The 15,612-nt window shown below is 40.3% G+C and carries 17 protein-coding genes, 5 tRNA genes and 1 other RNA gene; 4 read left to right on the top strand and 19 right to left on the bottom strand.

Annotation, left to right across the window (positions count from 1 at the left end; all coding sequences use genetic code 11):
* Positions 1 to 22 precede the first annotated feature (22 nt).
* From yqgO to FPV17_RS08945, 6 genes are all read right to left on the bottom strand, one after another.
* The gene (yqgO, locus tag FPV17_RS08970; RefSeq protein WP_035398108.1) at positions 23 to 223 is read right to left on the bottom strand and encodes a protein YqgO; all 201 of its coding nucleotides are present in this window, start codon (positions 221 to 223) and stop codon (positions 23 to 25) included.
* A 72-nt stretch (positions 224 to 295) separates the two neighbouring features.
* Positions 296 to 1,300 carry a ThiF family adenylyltransferase gene (locus FPV17_RS08965; protein ID WP_144558781.1) on the bottom strand — a complete coding sequence of 335 codons (1,005 nt, stop codon included), beginning with the start codon at positions 1,298 to 1,300 and terminating at the stop codon, positions 296 to 298.
* 17 nt (positions 1,301 to 1,317) lie between these two features.
* Entirely contained in the window at positions 1,318 to 2,109 is a 792-nt protein-coding gene (locus FPV17_RS08960; protein ID WP_052008267.1) for a DUF92 domain-containing protein, read from the bottom strand.
* A complete protein-coding gene (locus FPV17_RS08955; RefSeq protein ID WP_035398111.1) occupies positions 2,103 to 2,654 on the bottom strand; it encodes a 5-formyltetrahydrofolate cyclo-ligase in 552 nt (183 codons plus the stop codon). Before FPV17_RS08955 ends, FPV17_RS08960 begins: the two co-directional genes overlap by 7 nt.
* A gap of 56 nt (positions 2,655 to 2,710) precedes the next feature.
* Positions 2,711 to 2,860: a 50S ribosomal protein L33 gene (rpmG, locus tag FPV17_RS08950; RefSeq protein WP_035398113.1), complete on the bottom strand. Its 150-nt coding sequence runs from the start codon at positions 2,858 to 2,860 to the stop codon at positions 2,711 to 2,713.
* 86 nt (positions 2,861 to 2,946) lie between these two features.
* Positions 2,947 to 3,627, bottom strand: a complete 681-nt coding sequence (locus FPV17_RS08945; RefSeq protein WP_035398114.1) for a hypothetical protein — start codon at positions 3,625 to 3,627, stop codon at positions 2,947 to 2,949.
* Between the two features lie 310 nt (positions 3,628 to 3,937).
* Between FPV17_RS08945 and FPV17_RS08940 the strand changes: the two genes are divergently transcribed.
* Both FPV17_RS08940 and FPV17_RS08935 read left to right on the top strand, forming a co-directional pair.
* Positions 3,938 to 4,321, top strand: coding sequence for a hypothetical protein (locus FPV17_RS08940; RefSeq protein ID WP_035398116.1), 384 nt, complete (start codon positions 3,938 to 3,940; stop codon positions 4,319 to 4,321).
* Positions 4,311 to 4,778 carry an MltG/YceG/YrrL family protein gene (locus FPV17_RS08935; protein ID WP_055736008.1) on the top strand — a complete coding sequence of 156 codons (468 nt, stop codon included), beginning with the start codon at positions 4,311 to 4,313 and terminating at the stop codon, positions 4,776 to 4,778. The genes FPV17_RS08940 and FPV17_RS08935 overlap by 11 nt, the downstream gene beginning before the upstream one ends.
* A gap of 171 nt (positions 4,779 to 4,949) precedes the next feature.
* On the opposite strand, the gene FPV17_RS08930 is transcribed toward FPV17_RS08935, so the two are convergent.
* From FPV17_RS08930 to FPV17_RS08875, 13 genes are all read right to left on the bottom strand, one after another.
* Entirely contained in the window at positions 4,950 to 7,028 is a 2,079-nt protein-coding gene (locus FPV17_RS08930) for a peptidoglycan D,D-transpeptidase FtsI family protein (protein WP_144558780.1), read from the bottom strand.
* Positions 7,029 to 7,096: 68 nt separating this feature from the next.
* Positions 7,097 to 7,278, bottom strand: a non-coding RNA gene (ssrS, locus tag FPV17_RS08925) — 6S RNA.
* Positions 7,279 to 7,329: 51 nt separating this feature from the next.
* Positions 7,330 to 8,616 carry an MFS transporter gene (locus FPV17_RS08920; protein ID WP_144558779.1) on the bottom strand — a complete coding sequence of 429 codons (1,287 nt, stop codon included), beginning with the start codon at positions 8,614 to 8,616 and terminating at the stop codon, positions 7,330 to 7,332.
* A 105-nt stretch (positions 8,617 to 8,721) separates the two neighbouring features.
* Entirely contained in the window at positions 8,722 to 8,871 is a 150-nt protein-coding gene (locus FPV17_RS21865) for a hypothetical protein (protein ID WP_164468424.1), read from the bottom strand.
* 100 nt (positions 8,872 to 8,971) lie between these two features.
* Positions 8,972 to 9,580: a superoxide dismutase SodA gene (gene sodA / locus FPV17_RS08915; protein ID WP_144558778.1), complete on the bottom strand. Its 609-nt coding sequence runs from the start codon at positions 9,578 to 9,580 to the stop codon at positions 8,972 to 8,974.
* Positions 9,581 to 9,755: 175 nt separating this feature from the next.
* Positions 9,756 to 9,845 (bottom strand) — tRNA-Ser (locus FPV17_RS08910).
* Positions 9,846 to 9,848: 3 nt separating this feature from the next.
* Positions 9,849 to 9,925: transfer RNA gene (locus tag FPV17_RS08905), tRNA-Ile, on the bottom strand.
* A 17-nt stretch (positions 9,926 to 9,942) separates the two neighbouring features.
* Positions 9,943 to 10,018, bottom strand: a tRNA-His gene (locus tag FPV17_RS08900).
* Positions 10,019 to 10,037: 19 nt separating this feature from the next.
* Positions 10,038 to 10,114: transfer RNA gene (locus FPV17_RS08895), tRNA-Met, on the bottom strand.
* Between the two features lie 3 nt (positions 10,115 to 10,117).
* A tRNA-Asn gene (locus FPV17_RS08890) sits at positions 10,118 to 10,192 on the bottom strand.
* A 113-nt stretch (positions 10,193 to 10,305) separates the two neighbouring features.
* Positions 10,306 to 11,931 carry a Na/Pi cotransporter family protein gene (locus tag FPV17_RS08885; protein ID WP_035398120.1) on the bottom strand — a complete coding sequence of 542 codons (1,626 nt, stop codon included), beginning with the start codon at positions 11,929 to 11,931 and terminating at the stop codon, positions 10,306 to 10,308.
* Between the two features lie 241 nt (positions 11,932 to 12,172).
* Complete coding sequence (locus tag FPV17_RS08880) at positions 12,173 to 12,844, bottom strand: NfeD family protein (RefSeq protein ID WP_144558777.1); 672 nt, start codon at positions 12,842 to 12,844, stop codon at positions 12,173 to 12,175.
* Positions 12,845 to 12,947: 103 nt separating this feature from the next.
* Positions 12,948 to 13,829, bottom strand: coding sequence for a DUF1002 domain-containing protein (locus FPV17_RS08875; protein ID WP_144558776.1), 882 nt, complete (start codon positions 13,827 to 13,829; stop codon positions 12,948 to 12,950).
* A gap of 239 nt (positions 13,830 to 14,068) precedes the next feature.
* Here FPV17_RS08875 and yqfZ point away from each other — a divergent pair, with 239 nt between their 5' ends.
* Positions 14,069 to 14,401, top strand: coding sequence for a protein YqfZ (yqfZ, locus tag FPV17_RS08870; RefSeq protein WP_035398123.1), 333 nt, complete (start codon positions 14,069 to 14,071; stop codon positions 14,399 to 14,401).
* 107 nt (positions 14,402 to 14,508) lie between these two features.
* On the top strand, positions 14,509 to 15,612 hold the full coding sequence (gene ispG / locus FPV17_RS08865) for a flavodoxin-dependent (E)-4-hydroxy-3-methylbut-2-enyl-diphosphate synthase (RefSeq protein WP_038479000.1): 1,104 nt from the start codon (positions 14,509 to 14,511) through the stop codon (positions 15,610 to 15,612).

Below are 15,612 nucleotides of genomic sequence, written 5' to 3'. Positions count from 1 at the left end.
AAAAAAAGCTCTGATACAATTGTCAGAGCTTCTCCGTCGTATGAGGAAAAGAAAATAATGACCCCATCAACTTTTGACGTACAAATGGGATTCTGAGCGCAAACCGAATGAGCACTCTTCTTAGTCCCGGTTGTCTCATCATTGCATTTACGATTTTATAACGATATTTATAAATACTTATTCCAACAACAAGAATCGAAAGGATGGAACAGACTTGTTTCATATCGACACCTCCATATATCTACATATAGGATGTGACGGACAAACTTATTTCATCCTTAATGAAGAGTATGAATTAGTTTCCAATGTATTTACTATAAATCGTCTTCGCTCGAGTAGGATCGTCCACTCCTTGAACTAACACACGCCCATCTGGAAAAACAACAATCGTCTCCGTTTCATTGATCGCTGCCCGTATAAGGAAAGGTGTCACTTTCACTTGTGCAACTGCTTCTAATTGCTTCGCAATGTGAGTTAGATCAAAAGGAGCCGGTGCAGTAATTTGAATAGACTGACGCCCGCAAAGAGTTGTTTGAGAACGAGAGCGTTCGTTTAATGCAGGAAACTCTTCTTTTTCACACGTAGGGCAACCTGGCCGATTCTGAGAAAACGTTATCGTTTGATGTGTATTCGACCAAATATCAAATGACTCTAGCGTTGATCGCTGTTTCTCACCTGCTCCCACCAAATACTTCATCGCTTCAATCACTTGTAGTGATGCCACTATATCAATGATCGGTGCAAGAACACCGACGGTATCACAAGTCTCTCCTGCTGTACCGCCACTTTCAATAAAACAGCGAAGACATGGTGTGACGCCTGGAATAAAAAATGCGCCCATGCCTCTGGTACGAACAGCCCCACCATAGCTAAAAGGAACTTTCCATTTAAAACACGCATCATTTAAAAGAAAGCGCGTCTCAAAATTATCTGTTCCATCTAACACAACATCAATCCCATCCATAAGCCGTTCAATCGATTCCACCGAGACATCTTCCACAACTGCTTCAATGGTAATGTCAGAATTCACTTTTTCAAGTGCACGCTTTGCCGCAACCGCCTTAGGTACGAGTTGATGAGCATCCTCTTCTGTAAAGAGCATCTGTCGCTGCAAATTACTCATTTCAACAAAATCACGGTCTACTAAACGAAGAGAGCCAACTCCTGCCCTCGCTAAATGATTTGCAATCACAGTGCCAAGTGCACCAAGGCCAACTATAAGTACGCTGCTATGTAATAATTTCGCTTGTCCTTCTTCACCAATACCATTAAATAATACTTGTCGTGAATAGCGTTCCATGACTTACCGTTCCCCTTTTAAAAAAAGATAACCGCACCAATGACACCCATTAGTGCACCTGCTCCTGTACAGCATAAGTTAACGACATCGTTCGTGACAACCGATAACCCTCTTATCCGTACCGTTTTTTCACAATGGTACGTTTTTTCCGTCTCCAAACCACAAGATGGGCAACGGTATAAGCCTTGTATCGTCGAGCCTAGCACACTGTCTAATACATTTCCTAAGAAGCCAATTAGTGTAAAGAAAAACAACCAAAGATAGCTGACACTCGTTTCATTCCACCAGATCATAATAGCCGTACCTGCTAGTATAAAGCTTCCAGCAAATGCTGCTGCCATCCCTAAGCTTGTCACCCCTCCGGACACGCCTTTTTCAACCTTTTTCCGGGAAAACAAATCGATTGGCTTGTCTTGGCTCAGCTTGCCAATTTCTGATGCCCACGTATCAGCCATTGCTGTTGCTAGACACCCTACAAAACCAGCTATAAAAAGAGTAGCCAGTGAAGGGAAAATGACTAAAAAGAGGGAACAGATGGCTGCATAGCCCCCATTCGCTAACACTTGAAATGCATCACGCTTGCCATGCTTTTGAACGACTTCTTGATCAACACTTGCCCCTTTTAATTTACCTAATAAAATAGAACTACCAAAGAATACCGCAAATAAGAGTAAACCAGCAGGGCCTACACCGATAACCGTTACTGTACCGACTAAAAAAGCTGCAACCGCCCCTGAAATGGTTAGCTTATGTGACAAAAATAACGTCACACATCCAAGTAAAATAAAGCTAAGCCATCCAATTAACATGGCCATTTCTCACTAAGAACAAGGTCCATCCTCATGTCATGTGCTTCAGTAGGAATGGATTCAATGAGCTGCTCGTTAAAACATAACGACACTGTCTTCCCTTTGAATAAAGGCAAATACCGATCGTAAAAACCGCCACCCATTCCGAGCCTCGATCCGTCTTTTGAAAAAGCAAGGCCTGGAACAATAAGCAAATCCAACTCTTTTGGGCTTACATAAACACTCTGGTTTTCTTTTGGCTCATATAGATTGTAGGGACGAAGCTCAAGTTGGTTTAAGTTTTGAATGAAATAGAAATGCATTTCGCGTGCTTTCATATTAGTACGTGGTAATGCCACTTTCTTGCCTTGTTTGTAGGCATACTCCATTATTGGCAATGTCGCCACTTCTGGGAAACGCGCGTACGTTAATCCGATTGTGCCAGCTTGTTTCCATTCTTTTGTTCGATAAAGCTGGTTTGCCAACGCTTGTGATCGTTCTAAATACTCAGTCTTATTCATTTGTTCGAGCTGTTTTTGCAAACGTTGTCGTAATTGTTGTTTCAACACCTCAGCTCCTCACTAAAAAAGTCAATAAAAAGAAGCAGCGGTAAACCGTCTGCTTACTTTGTTTCACGATGAAGTGTATGGCGCTTTAAACGCGGATTATATTTCTTAAGTTCAATACGCTCTGGGTTTGTGCGCTTGTTTTTTGTCGTAATATAATTACGGTCACCGTTTTCAGTACAAGCTAAAGTAACTTGAACACGCATGTGCTATCCCTCCAAACTCTCTCTTACATACCTAAATAGAATAGCAAAAGCTAACCGTAAAATCAAGACTTAATTAACGAACGTTGTTAAACACTCTGTTGCGCTAAATAATTGGATCGTTTTAAATGAACCATATTTTCGCTACTCATTTGTACAAGAGATGCATTGATCGTTTCGTTGGCACGTAATAAACAAGTGCACACCATTAGACTTTCAGTTTTCGTCGCAGAAAACGGCGCAAAAAACAATTTTCCTAACGGCTCATTCCAGATCTGATTCACTAAGCCGACACCATACTGGATGGATTGAGCTTTCGGCATTTGTATAGAAAATAAAGAATATTTCTCATCTGAATAATGGATAAGTGCTTTTTCAGCAGGTGAATAAAACGATAGCCCTTCTTGTGTGTACGTAATTTGCTGGGCTAACAATTTGACACTGCTATCGGAGTGTCCTTCATTCTTCATCGAAATCATTCGCTTAACACCAAGTTCTTCTTGTAATGACTCATCACGGATTGTTAGTTTTATATTTAAGCCTTTATGGTATGCCTGACTTACAATAACAGTGTTTGTACTAGAAAAAGCAGCATTGACAATCCAGCCTTCTTCACCAACCCACGTTGTTTTTCCATCATACCAGAGGCCAATTTTAGATAAGTGCTGAGAATGCAGAGTAGACCGTAAGCGTAAATGGATATCAACCGTAAAAACCGGCTTTGTCCCAATGGCATAAAAAATGTTTGATACATGATTGTTTGTATTCATATCTTCACTCCTTCTAGTAAGATGTCGGTTCTTTTTACTTCACATCACGAGTCTCTGTTTATTAAGCATACTGGCTTCTCGCCATTTCCACAATGAGTGCAAATTGTATGTTTTTGTAATCGCTTTTTTACTCGTTACAGCAAGTGTTCTCACCTCCTCATAGTCTAAAAAAAGCTTGGTTGATAGAGATTATGACTAAAGCTGTCAAAAAATGACGCACGAATAGATAAATTTTCATTAACCTAATGAAACGTACGTAATTTCATGTATAATGGAGAGTGCGAAAACGATCCATAGGAGGGAACAACACATGGAATGGATGTTAGCGCTCTTGCTTGGAACAGCAATTGTTCTGCTTATTGTTTCTTTTGTTAAAGAGGACAAAGGTTCAAAAATAGAAGATCAAATCGAACATTTATCAATTTCCTTTATGCAAGAGCTTCATCAAGTAAAAAATCAATTAAGAGACATTGAATTAGATGCGGAAATTGCAGCTAAAGATGCACAACAGCAAAATCGCTCCAATTCACATCAACAGCTATTAAGGGAGATCCTAGATTTGCACAAGCGTGGCTATTCTGTAGAGGGTATTGCGTTGGAAACGTCCCTTGAACCACATGAAGTCGATCGTCTTTTATCCCCTTACCTCGACGGACAAGTAGAAGAAAGGACGAAAGTTGCCAATGACGCGTAAAACTATTCGTAGCTTTGCTGGTGGATTATTGATTGCTTCTGGTGTCTTGGGGATCACATACTTTATTGGAAACGATCAAGAGGCTGCTTCTAGTTCCGATTTTACAGAAGAAGAAATGGTCGCTCATTTACAGGAAAATGGTTACGCCGTTGAGACACAGGCTGCTTGGGATGAGTTAGAGGCACAACTTGCTGAAGCGCAAAACACTGATGCTGAAGAAGAACCCTCTGATAACAATGAAGGAGAAATTGCGTACAGAACAATTCTTCACGTTGTACCAGGAATGACAAGTATTGACGTAGGTGAAATGTTAGAAGAAGCTGGTATTGTAGATAGTGCCTATGATTTTTATGAAGAAGTTGACAATCGTGGGTTATCCAATGACTTACGTCCGCAAGTTACAGGAGAGTTAACGAGCGAGATGAGCTTAAGCGAAGTTGTAGATGAATTTTTCTAAGCTTACACACTTCTATTCGACAGATAGCATATATATCCTTTAAAAAAATACAAAAATCTACATGTTCTACGAATCATGTATTGGAAGTTCGGCGATAGCCGAGCTTTTTCTATTATAGTTAAAAAAACAGTGGGCACATTGGCTCACTGTTTTTCTACTTCTATAATTCTATTACTGCTCTTCAAACAAATCGACTTCTTCGACCACAGAATCCACTTGTTTTGGACCGTTTCGTTCATCTTGCAAGTCGTAGTAAGCTTCAGTTAAATCTGTTGCGATTTTTTCAGAGATTTTATTACTGGATGTTCCTGAAGGAGGAACATTCGTATCTGGCGTCATAATCGCAAACGCAATTTCCGGATCATCATAAGGGGCATAACCAACAAAGCTTAAATTGTTCGTCGGTCTACCATTTAAGAATGATTGAGCTGTACCGGTTTTTGCAGCGATATTTAAATTATTTGATACACCATTCGCTGTACCGTTTGCATTCGTTACAACGGCTCGGAATGAATCTTGTACTGCTGTAATATCGCTTTGGCTCATATCAACGGTATTCAACACTTCTGGGGTATTTGTGCGAACAACAGCACCATCTCCATCACCATTCGGGTTCGCTTCTACAATTTCAGTGACTAGGCGAGGACGCATCCGTACGCCATCGTTGGCAATTGTGCTAACATACTGTGCAAGCTGAAGGGTCGTATACGTATCGTACTGGCCAATCATAAAATCAAGTAAGTTACCTGATTCCTGAACACCATCCGAAGCAAACCCTGTCGCTTCATTTGGCAGGTCTAAACCTGTTTCTCCTCCAAGACCGAATTGATGAAAATAATACTTCACTTGATCCAAAACTTCATTTGCTTTAGCGTGACTGAAAATGCTTACTCCTTCAGTATAATTAAAGTCTGCCATCCGCATGGCAATTTCAAACATATAGACGTTGGACGAGCGTGCCATTGCTTCACGTAAGGCAACATGGCCTATTCTAGTACTTAATGATTTTTTTTCGGTACCATCGCTAAATTTAAGTGGTCTGTCATGAATAACCGTGCTTGGAGAAATGACACCTTCTTCTAGACCAGCAAGTACAGAGGCACCTTTTACAACTGAACCTGGCATATAGGCATTTTGAAAAACGCCTGTTGGGTTGCTAAATCCTTCCTCCCCACGTTCTTTCTGGAAGCCACTCATCGCTAAAATATCGCCTGTTTTTGGATCCATTACAACTGCATAAGAAGACGCATCCTGTACAAAAATTCCTTGGTTTTGAAGAACTTGACGTTCCACAATGTCGTCAAGGATTTGCTGATACTCCATATCAATGCTCAACACAAGGTCATTCCCTCGGCTTCCTGGCGTTTCTTCAATAAGCTGTTCCATTGGGCCACTGCCTTCACGGGTATTCGTTCGAACGACTTCCGCTTTTTGACCACGTAGTACATCCTCATACTGTTTTTCCAAAAAACTATTACCTACTAAGTCTGAGCGCATATAGCCTCTTGCTAAATAATCATCAACGGATTCTGTTTGGATTGATCCTACTCTTCCATAGATATTTTTTAGCGTATCACCATACACATATTCTCGGACAGAATCCCGCTGAATATTAATGTTCGGTAAACGGTCTAAATGCTCAGCAAGCTTAGGCGCTTCTTCATCCGTTAGCCCTTGCTTAATTCGCTGTGGGGAACCGTTTGTCCCTCTTAGCATATGAGAAAAAATAGCAATAACTTGCTCTTCTTCCTCTGAATAATTCGCAATCATCTCATCGGAAATAGCGTCAATCATACGCTGATACTCCGTTGTTTCATCTTCGTCGCTGTATTCAATATCTTCAATGAGAGCTCTACGTTCTTGGGGTTCCAATTTTGTGTAATAATATTCTCTTTTATCACGGTCACGTAAATTTTCGGTGTCTACCGTAATAAATTTAGCCACTTCTTCGGCAATTTCAATCATATCTCCACCGCTTTGATTTCCTGGGTTCGTATATGTAACCGATAGTTCTAAGCTGTTCTCTACGACAGGATACCCATAGCGATCTGTAAAGATCCCTCGTGGTGCATCAATAAGAGCTGTTTGGTTTGATACATGCTTTAACTCTTCTTCATATTCCTCACCGTTTACAATTTGCACAAGACCAAGCCGCAAAATTAATGCAGAAAAAAGTAAAAACACAGCAAGAAATAAAATATTTAAGCGCAATGAGACATGATGCTTCTTATTGCTTTTCGATTCGCCCATTAGACAACCTCCCTGACTCTATTACAGGTAAAAAGACACCCGAACTCCGGATGCCTTTAATTAAAGTAGTCATACCCGCTTGTGCCGTTGCAAATGAATGCTTTATGAACCTACATCGGTAGGTGGGTGTTCGCAGTTAAAGGTTCGCTGTCTAGTACATGCTAGCTTAGCGTTGCTTTACTCATTTAGAACTCCCTTTTAACATTCAAGGTTCAAAGCATAAAAAAGTTTACGAACACGGCAGGTAATACACTTGTTATTATAAAATAGAACGAGAATCCTGTCAAAGCTTGTAGAGATTTTACACAGTTTTATCAGGACTACTCTGCCCTTCTGATTCGTTGACGTTTGGCATTACTTCCGAGTGACCATCTGGAGGCTGAATTCGTTTAACAAAAAAATAAATCCATAAATGACCAGACCCTACTATTAACAGCACATATGGAATCGATTGTTCTTCAGGGAAAATGGAGATAATCCCGATAAAAAAGAGAATGGATGCAATACGGCCGATATTTAAAAACCATTCCCTGACAATAATGTATTCCACTCGTAACTCGGCTGCCCTACTCGCTTTGCCAATAACATCATATGTTAACGATATATAAGGAATGAGTAGGAGCGGATAAGCCACCGATATAATAATTCCATAAAGAATTAATTTAGAAAACGTCAGATCGAATAAGAGTAAAAATATTGCTCCGTATAACAACAATCCACCAATAAGAATGGCTCGCTTTCGATACGCCACTTTAAGTAAACGCGCAGTTAAATAATAAAAAATAAATTGGGTACCTGAAGTCACTAATCCATATGTCCCCAATGCAAGTTCGTTATTCGTTACCACAAAGACCCAGACAACGATGACAAAAACAAACGTCCCTTCCCTCAATCCTTGCGTAACATGCGCCCAGGTGACTTTTCGCCAATCTTTATTTCGTTTACGCTCGTTTAGCACATGTTTAATATTAAAATTGCCTTTGGCGTGACGTTTCCCTAGCCATATGGTCAAAATAACTGCTAGTAAAAACAACGTTAAGGATAGGGCAAAAATAAAGAAATACCCCTCATAGCCAGTTCGTTTCGTAATAATAAACCCTGCAGTTAGAGGACCCGTCATCCCTGCAAAAGAGGTTAACAACCCTAAGAAGCCATTAAAAAAATCTCTTGTCTCTGGCTCGGTTACTTCAAACGTTAGTACGTTAAAAGCAAGCCAGTAGAAACCTGTACCGAGTCCAATTAGTGAGCCAAGGAGCAGTAAATGTTGCGCTGCATTTTCTCCCACAACTAAAACAGCGATATAGAACAAAGACATCAAACTAATCCCAATACGAAGCACATAGACGCGATCAATGTGCTTTGATAACTTTCCAGCCATTAAAAATGCAAGTGGTTGAAAAATAACAGACATTAAGTTGTAGAGGGCAAGATCGATAAATTGACCTGATTGCTTCCATAAAAAAACATTGACAAACGTATTCGACAAAGCCACGCTCAACGCATAAAGTCCACCAATGGATAATAATAATTTTAAATCTTTTGATGCAACAACGTGCCCAAAAATACTGTCCATCCATTTTTTTGGCATGACCTCACCACCTTACCAGTAGTGTGTCTGTTTCATTTTTGGCTATGCATATATTTTTGTAATAAAAAAAGAAAGGCAATGCTTCCATTTGCCTTCCTCGATGGTTTATTCCTCGCGCTGTGCTGTTGTATATTCATCAAGTGTATCGCCATGAGCTGAGTCATTTTTAAACTGACTTAATCTTCCTGTACGCTTTTCACCGTGGTTTTTATTCTCTTTAAACTGATTGTTTTTCTTTTTATCTTGGTTACTCAATACAATCCCCCCATTCTTTTAAGTAGTATGCCACAAAGAAGAGCGGATTTATGCAAAAAAGACTACAAGGTGGTTACCTTGTAGTCTTACTCATACTTTCTTATTTTGCAGCTTCGTAGCGCTTAGCCACTTCATCCCAGTTAACAACATTCCAAAATGCTGAAATGTAGTCAGGACGACGATTTTGGTAGTTTAAGTAGTACGCATGCTCCCATACATCTAATCCTAAAATAGGTGTTTTTCCTTCAGTAAGAGGAGAATCCTGGTTTGGTGTGCTTGTGATTTCCAAGCTGCCATTGTTTACAACAAGCCATGCCCAGCCTGAACCAAAACGACCTTTTGCTGCATCAGCAAATTTTGTTTTGAATTCGTCAAGGCTACCGAATGTAGACTCGATATCATTCGCTAACGCACCCGTTGGAGCACCGCCACCATTCGGGCTTAGTAACTGCCAGAATAATGCATGGTTAGCATGTCCACCGCCATTATTACGTACTGCTGTACGAATGTTTTCTGGTACAGAATCTAAGTTCGCAACAAGATCCTCGATATCTTTACTTGCAAGATCTTCGTGACCTTCTAGAGCAGCGTTTAAGTTTGTAACATAGGTGTTGTGGTGTTTACCATGATGAATCGTCATTGTCTGTTCATCAATGTGTGGTTCTAGTGCATTTGCTGCATAAGGTAATTCTGGTAATTTGTAAGCCATGTTAAAGCTCTCCCTTCAATACTAAACTGATTTTACTTCTCAATTAGAGTACCACTAAAAAAAACAAACGGCAACGAATATGCTCACATCTGCTTTACTGAGTACTATTCCCTCCAAAACAATGAGTAAACATAAAAAAACCTTGTTGCATGCAATGGCAACAAGGTTTACGGAACGGAGGAAGAGGGATTCGAACCCCCGCGGGCTTTGACACCCCTGTCGGTTTTCAAGACCGATCCCTTCAGCCGGACTTGGGTATTCCTCCAAGTGGTGGACCCTGTAGGACTCGAACCTACGACCAATCGGTTATGAGCCGAGTGCTCTAACCAACTGAGCTAAGGGTCCACTTATTTAAATCATAATGGGGCGACCGATGGGAATCGAACCCACGAATGCCGGAACCACAATCCGGTGCGTTAACCACTTCGCCACGATCGCCATAATACTATGTAAGGGTTGGTAGCGGCGGAGGGGATCGAACCCCCGACCTCACGGGTATGAACCGTACGCTCTAGCCAGCTGAGCTACACCGCCAAATGGCTCCACAGGCAGGATTCGAACCTGCGACCGATCGGTTAACAGCCGATAGCTCTACCACTGAGCTACTGTGGATTACTCATCACTTGTCCGTTCTGTTAAGGACAAGAGTTATATTATCATGTATTTTTGCATAGTGCAATACTTTTTTTAAAAAAGATCGGACAACCGCCCGATCTTTTTAAAATTTATTGCTCGTCGATAACTGCTTCGGCAATATTTACAGAATGGTCACCAATTCGCTCAAGGTTCGAAACAATGTCAACAAAAATAATTCCGGCAGCTCCCGAGCATTCACCATCGTTCATTCGTTTAATGTGTTGCTTTCGAAGCTTTCTTTCCATCTTATCAATTAACTCTTCATGCTTCAAGACATCATTTGCTTTATCCAAATCATCTCTTTCCAATGATTCCATCGCTTCTTCTAGCGTTGAATACGTCAACTCGAACATTTCGTTCAAGTCTTTTAACGCAATGTCGGACAAGCTCACTTTATTTGCTTTCTGATAGTCTTTTAGCTCGACAATGTTTTCCATATGATCGCCAATGCGCTCAATATCTCGCACGGCATTTAATAAGGTTGAGTGTAAGTTTGAATCTGATGCTGACAAAGAGCGTGACGATACTTTTATAAGGTAATCGGTAATCTCTTTATCAAGGTTGTTAATCGCTAGTTCATATTGAAGAGCGAGGTCAGCATCTTTCTTCTCGCCTGTCTCCATATATTTAATGGCTTGCTTTAAAGCTTTTTTCGAGTAATCAGCCATATGAATGACTTCTTGTTTAGCCTGTCCAAGCGCAATAGCTGGTGAGCTTCCAATAAAGATCGGATCGAGATGCTTCGGCTTATAGTCTAGATCAAGTTCCTGACCTGGCACAAGCTTCGTTACAATATAAGCGAGTACACCAATTAACGGAAATTGAACAATAACGTTGGCTACGTTGTACACCCCGTGTGCAGCTGCAATCTGTAGCGTGTTGCTCAGACTAAATTGATTCCCCAAGAAGTCTATAAACATCACAAAGAATGGGAAAACAGACATTATTAATATAGCGCCAATTAAGTTAAAGACAACATGAGTTAACGCAGCGCGTCGAGCCGAAACCGTTGCACCAATGGCAACTAAAACAGCCGTTAAGGTCGTTCCAATATTATCCCCAATTAAAACAGGTAAAGCCGCGGCTAAATCCATGGCACCTTGTTCATATAATTGCTGGACGAGTCCTATTGCTGCAGTTGAGCTTTGTAAAGCAACTGCAAGAATGACACCAACGACAACTCCAAGTAGCGGATTATCACTCATACGTGCCGTAAATTCAACAAACGGCTCCCACCCAGCTAACGGGCGTAGACTTTGTCCCATTAAATTTAAACCGTAGAACAACCCTCCGAAACCAAAGATAACTTGGCCGATAGCGGTAATTCTTTTCTTCTTGAAAAAGAAAAGCAAGAATGCACCAATTGCCATAATCGGTAATGCATACTCTTTAATAGGCAAACCGATAATAAACGCCGTTGTTGTCGTACCAATATTTGCACCCATAATAACACCAATTGCTTGACGCAACGTCATAAATCCGGCATTTACAAGCCCAATTGTTAAAACCGTTGTCGCTGTACTGCTCTGAAGCAATATGGTTACAACAATACCTGAAAGTAGACCCATAAAAGGATTGGTTGTGTATTTATCTAATAACCCTCTTAATCCGTCTCCTGCTGTTTTTTGCAACCCATCTCCCATATACTTTACGGAAAATAGGAAGATTCCGATCCCCCCTAGGAACGTAAACAGCAATACTTGAAACTCACTCACTCATCTCATCCCTTCATAAAAAACTCATTTTTAGGTTTTCGACAAACCTCAACAATGATGTTCCGCATCTATTATTAAACGATCATAAAGAATTTGTAAATAAGCTTTTAAATATCTTTACACTTTTTTTACAAAACAAATAAATTGTAAGCCTACTCATCAGTCGTTTCCTCCAAGATAGGATTTAATACCTAGCTATTCCTATCCATACAAAAAACCAGCTTGTGTAAACAAGCTGGTTTTAGCTATTTTCTTCTGGAGTCTCTTCTTTTTGTTGTTCATTTTCAGAACGCCTTATTAAAATCCTTGTCCCGTCGACAGAAATCACGTCGACCTCTGTCCCTGCTTCAATCCATGTACTTCCACTTGTAGCACTATAAGGTTCACCGTCTATTTCCACTGTTCCTGTTGGTCGAAAAGCTGTTAACGCTTTCCCTTTTTTCCCGACTAAACCTTTGTAACTTTCATTAATGGAATTGTATCCAGCTTCTGATGAAAGAGATTCTTTAAGTGTCATTTTTGACCACATATTTCGATGTGGAAAAATTTTCAAGAAAAGCAAAGAAGCAACAGCGCCAATAACAGTCCCCATACCGACTAAAATACTATAAACAAGATCTGGTGCAGGCGTTGCCAGACCAACAATCATAAATAGAATTCCAATTGCGGCAATCGTTCCATCAGACGTGACATTTCCATCAAAAATAATGAGTGCAAGGCCAATCAGGTAAAAAATAATAACCCAAGTGCTTGCATCACCATTTAAGTGGTGCAAGAAGTACACGCTAATTAACCCAAGACCAAGTAGCCCAAATAATCCCTTTGCTCGGACAAGTAATTCTCCAATTAAAAATAGTGTTCCAAGGGTAACAACTAGGAATCCAACCGTTGCTGAATCTAACCAGTCAATCAAGTCAGTAACCTCCATTCATAGAAATTTACTACTACTCTCCCCTTATTACGTATCTTCACTCTAAAACGTTTCAAAAAATAAAAAATAGGGGGCTTCCCCCCTATTATGAACTAAAAAAGCTGCGAATGGAATTGAAAAAGCTTTTGAAACCCTCAATCATTCGATCAAAAAACGAGCGGGCTTCTTCACTTTCTAAAAAACCACTTAAATTGTCACGTACTTTATCAAGCTGGTTCGAAACGGTATCCCAATCAATGTTTAAGTCTTTCATTTTCATAAACAATGCTGACAGTTCATTTACTTGGGAATCGGTTAACGTTACATTGATTTCTTCTGCTAACTGAATAATAATCGTACGCATCTCTTCTTCAGATTCAATTGACGTTGTGGCAATCTTTTCTTTAACTAATGTAATAAGCTCAGTAGCTTCTTCTTCACCAATCGCATCTCCAAGTTCTGCTGTACGAACCATTTCTTCGTTTGCAACATTCTTCTGTTCTTCTGGAATGACTTGATCCGTGGCGGACTCATAGGCTTTAATTAAGCCTGTCAAAGCAGCTGTTCCCGAAACATTAAATGGAGCCGTCACATAAACCTCTGCGTCTTTTATCCCCGCTGTAATAAGCGCGTTTGCATACATTTCATTTGTCACCCATGTAATTCGATCAGAGGTTACGTGAATACCAGTATCCGGTTCACTTAACGTTATTTTTGAAGACGAAAAGGCTTTACTTCCAATTGTTTGCGCACTAATGTAATCACCTAAGTATTTATGCTCTTCCTCATTTGTGACATAAAGCGTTGGAACATCTGAACTCACTTCCATTCTTTCCAACATTTCATTTTTTTGGGACTCACTCAAATCTTGTCCTAATGTAACAAAGACATCTCCAGGTACAGCATCTGCCTCGGCCACATTTCCAAATGGATACACGAGCAAAGCTAGTGTCAGTAATATACTGAATACTTTTAAAAATGGCTTCAAATAACATTCCACCTTCCTAACGTTCCTACTTAAAACGTTACCTGTTTCCCTTTTATTAGAAAAGCGACAAAAGACCTAGTTTGTTGTTTAATCCTGTGTATGATTCCGCTTAAATATGTATAAATTAAGCAAACTTACGTGAATGTCGTGAAGCAGGAATATAGCATTTTTATCTTGAATACTTAAAATGAGGTTCTCCCATACAAAAAGGCTATACTTTAAAAGAAGGAGTGTGACTGGTGAAACGCCTTTTGTACATTGCCATTGCCATTATCGTTATTCTAGGTATTCAAAACGATTTAACAGGCTCAACTTTATCAGCACAGCTTCCAACTAACGATGAAGCAAGTACGAAGAGTGGACAAGAAGACCCGCCTCCCCTTCCTTATCAAGAAGTCATTATTGAAAGCGGCCAAACGGTTTTATCCATCGTTGAACATTTGCATGACGGCCAAGTCAATCATTCGATTGAAGACATTTTGGCTGATTTCAGCTCATTAAATGATGGAACGAACCCAAACGCCATTCAAATTGGAAAGACGTATCGCTTTCCGCTTTATCAGAATCCGTAAGTGAATTTCCTTGCCAGAACGCACAAGTGATTGATAAAATAAGCATGAGTCTCCATTGACTGGAGAAAAAGACGGGCAAAGAGCCCCTCAAAGGAGCGATATGGTCTATGACCGAAAGAGTTCATCGAAAACATACTCGTCCCGTTAAAGTGGGAAATTTAACAATTGGCGGTAATGATGAAGTAATCATTCAAAGTATGACAACAACAAAGACCCATGATGTTGATGCCACCGTTGCGGAAATTGAACGATTAGAAGAAGCAGGTTGTCAAGTTGTTCGGGTTGCTTGCCCTGACATGCGTGCTGCTGAAGCCATTGCGGAAATTAAAAAACGGATTAACATTCCTTTAGTTGTAGACATCCACTTCAATTATAAATTTGCTTTAAAAGCTATTGAAGGCGGTGCGGATAAAATTCGCATCAACCCAGGTAATATTGGTAAACGTGAGAATGTGGAAGCTGTTGTAAAAGCAGCAAAAGAAAAAGGAATTCCGATTCGAATTGGTGTTAATGCAGGTTCACTCGAAAGACACTTACTAGAAAAATATGGCTATCCAACTGCAGATGCAATGGTCGAAAGCGCTCTTCACCATATTAAAATTCTAGAAGACCTTGACTTTCACGACATCATCGTTTCCATGAAAGCATCCGATGTTCACCTGGCTGTTGAAGCCTACGATAAAGCAAGTCAAGCATTTGACTATCCGCTTCACTTAGGTATAACAGAGTCTGGTACACTTTTTGCTGGTACGGTTAAGAGTGCAGCAGGAATTGGCGTTCTTTTAAACATGGGTATCGGTAACACATTACGTATTTCACTGTCAGCAGATCCTGTTGAAGAAGTAAAAGTTGCTCGCGAATTACTTAAATCTTTCGGGTTAGCTGCTAATGCTGCTACATTAATCTCATGTCCTACATGTGGGCGAATTGAGATCGATCTGATTAGTATTGCAAATGAAGTTGAAGAATACATTTCAAGCATTAAAGCGCCAATTAAAGTTGCCGTACTTGGATGCGCAGTTAATGGACCTGGCGAAGCTAGAGAAGCCGACATCGGTATTGCAGGTGCCAGAGGCGAAGGCTTACTGTTTATGAAAGGTGAAATTGTTCGTAAGGTACCTGAAGAAACAATGGTTGAGGAATTAAAGAAAGAAATTGATAAATTAGCTGAAGAACACTATGCAAAACAACGTGAGGCGCAGCCGAATTAA

Origin of the sequence: Shouchella miscanthi (assembly GCF_007725405.1) — a bacterium.
In the GTDB taxonomy this organism is placed as follows: domain Bacteria; phylum Bacillota; class Bacilli; order Bacillales; family Bacillaceae_D; genus Shouchella; species Shouchella hunanensis.
This window is presented reverse-complemented; position numbering and strand designations above follow the sequence as displayed.